Below are 2,487 nucleotides of genomic sequence, written 5' to 3' on the forward strand. Positions count from 1 at the left end.
GTAAGCGCTGTTGTGGGACCACCTTTCGGGAGTGGTCGTGATCTGTGAGGTTGCCGGTTCTGCATTGGGATCGGAGATCGGCTTGTGTCTGGACTTGACCTTACGCTTGACCCGGAGCGGCAGCCTCGGCGTTTCGAGGTGATCAACGGTGCTGGCGGTCGGCGTCAGTGGTCGGTGGATGACAAGGCGCGGATCATCGCGGAGACGCTGGAGCCGAATGCAGTCATTTCCGAGGTCGCCCGCCGGTATGGCCTCAGGCCGCAGCAGGTCTTCGCCTGGCGCCGCGAAGCGCGCAAACAGGCCGCTTCGGTGCAGCAAGATTCTCCTGCCTTCGTGCCGGCGGTTGTGGCGGCAGCGGAGCCTGTAGCCAGGCATCCACCGAAGCAGCGGAAACGGCAAGCCACTCGAGACGCCGGCATGATCGAGCTTGAGATCGACGGCATCGCGATGCGCGTCGGCCGGGGCGCCGATACCAAGACGGTGGCCGCAGTGATCCGCGCGCTGAAGGCGACGTCGTGATCGGGCCGACGGGTGCGGTCAAGGTCATGGTGGCGACGAAGCCGGTCGACTTCCGCAAGGGCGCGGAGGGATTGGCGGCGCTGGTGCGAGAGACGATGGGGGCCGATCCGTTCAGCGGGGCCGTCTACGTCTTCCGGGCGAAGCGGACTGACCGGATCAAGCTGATCTTCTGGGACGGCACCGGCGTCTGCCTCTATGCCAAGCGTTTGGAGGATGGGGAGTTCCGCTGGCCGAAAGTGCATGACGGCATGATGCGGCTGACGGCCGCGCAGCTCTCGGCGCTACTCGAAGGTCTCGACTGGCGGCGCGTCCATGAGGCGCGCCGGACCCGCGTTCCAGCCCAGGCCGGCTGACCCGCGACGAAGTGAATCAGTCTGGATTCCGCTGTCGCGGGCTGTCGGCGAATATGGTCTGATCCGGTCATGGCGATGACGGCTGACCAGCTTCCCGACGATCCGGACGCGCTGAAGGCGATGGTCCTGGCGCGCGACGTCGAGAATGCCCGCCTAGTCCAGATCCTCAAGGAATTGCAACGTCACCGCTTCGGCCGTCGTGCTGAGACGCTCCCCGAGGATCAGTTGCTGCTGGGACTCGAAGAGGCCGAACAGATCGAGGCCGCGGGTGACGAAGAGCAGGAGCAATCTGCTCCCGCCGAGCGCCAAGCAAAGACCACCAAGCGCCGGGCGAACCGCGGCGCGCTGCCACCCCATCTGCCGCGCACGGAGATGGTCGTCGACATTGAGGACCATGCCTGTCCGTGCTGCCGCAATGGCCTGCATCGCATCGGCGAGGACGTGAGCGAGCGGCTCGACATCGTGCCAGCGCAGCTGCGTGTGATCGTCGTGCGGCGACCAAAATATGCCTGCCGCGCCTGCGACGACGTGGTGGTTCAGGCTCCCGCACCCGCCCGGCTGATCGAGGGCGGCCTTCCGACCGAGGCAACGGTCGCCCAGGTCCTGGTCTCAAAATATGCCGATCATCTGCCGCTCTATCGTCAGGCGCAGATCTACGCCCGGCAAGGCATCAATCTCGATCGCTCCACGCTCGCCGACTGGGTCGGCCGCGCCGCCTGGCACCTGCGTCCGGTGCATGAGCGGCTGCTTGGCAAATTGAAGTCCTCGCCAAAACTCTTCGCCGACGAGACGACCGCGCCGGTGCTCGATCCCGGCCGCGGCAAGACCAAGACCGGGCAGCTCTGGGCCTATGCGCGTGACGATCGGCCATGGCAGGGAGCCGACCCGCCGGGCGTCGCCTATGTCTACGCACCCGACCGGAAGGCCGAGCGTCCGATCGCTCATCTCGCAGGCTTCACTGGAATCCTGCAGGTCGACGGCTATGGCGGCTATCGTGTGCTGGCCGACAAGAGCGACGTCACGCTCGCATTCTGCTGGGCGCACGTTCGCCGGCGGTTCTATGAATTGGCCGCCGCTGGCCCCGCGCCGATTGCCAGCGAGGCGCTGAGACGGATCGCCCAACTCTACAGAATAGAGGACGATATCCGCGGCCGATCGGCCGATGAACGCCGTGCGATGCGTCAGGAAAAGAGCGCTTCAGTTATCGCCGATCTTGAACCCTGGCTGCGCGAGAAGCTCGGCCTGATCAGCCAGAAGACAAAGCTCGCCGAGGCGATGCGCTACACGCTCTCGCGCTGGCAAGGCCTCTCGCGCTTCCTTGACGACGGCCGCATCGAGATCGACAGCAACACCGTCGAGCGCTCAATCCGTCCGATCGCGCTCAACCGCAAGAACGCGCTCTTCGCGGGCTCGGACGGCGGTGCCGAACACTGGGCAGTCATCGCGTCGCTCATCGAAACCTGCAAACTCAACGGTGTCGAGCCGCTCGGCTATCTCGCCAACGTACTCACCAGGATCGTCAACGGCCATCGGAACAGCCGGATCGACGACCTGCTGCCTTGGGCCTACATCCGCGCCCCCGAGCTAAAGGCCGTGGCCTGAGAACAGCGCTTAC

Annotated in this window: 3 protein-coding genes; all 3 read left to right on the forward strand. The window is 65.5% G+C overall.

Annotation, left to right across the window (positions count from 1 at the left end; translation table 11 throughout):
- The first annotated feature begins 84 nt into the window (after positions 1-84).
- The 3 genes from tnpA to tnpC all read left to right on the forward strand — a co-directional run bounded on the left by tnpA (position 85) and on the right by tnpC (position 2,474).
- Positions 85-519: an IS66-like element accessory protein TnpA gene (gene tnpA / locus NKI17_RS36715; protein WP_352677805.1), complete on the forward strand. Its 435-nt coding sequence runs from the start codon at positions 85-87 to the stop codon at positions 517-519.
- Positions 516-872 (forward strand): IS66 family insertion sequence element accessory protein TnpB, encoded by a 357-nt coding sequence (gene tnpB, locus NKI17_RS36720; protein WP_023709031.1) that lies wholly within the window; start codon positions 516-518, stop codon positions 870-872. Before tnpA ends, tnpB begins: the two co-directional genes overlap by 4 nt.
- 69 nt (positions 873-941) lie before the next feature.
- On the forward strand, positions 942-2,474 hold the full coding sequence (gene tnpC / locus NKI17_RS36725) for an IS66 family transposase (protein ID WP_352907931.1): 1,533 nt from the start codon (positions 942-944) through the stop codon (positions 2,472-2,474).
- The last annotated feature ends 13 nt before the right edge of the window (positions 2,475-2,487 follow it).

The sequence above is a fragment of the Mesorhizobium sp. M0816 genome, from assembly GCF_040320005.1.
In the GTDB taxonomy this organism is placed as follows: domain Bacteria; phylum Pseudomonadota; class Alphaproteobacteria; order Rhizobiales; family Rhizobiaceae; genus Mesorhizobium.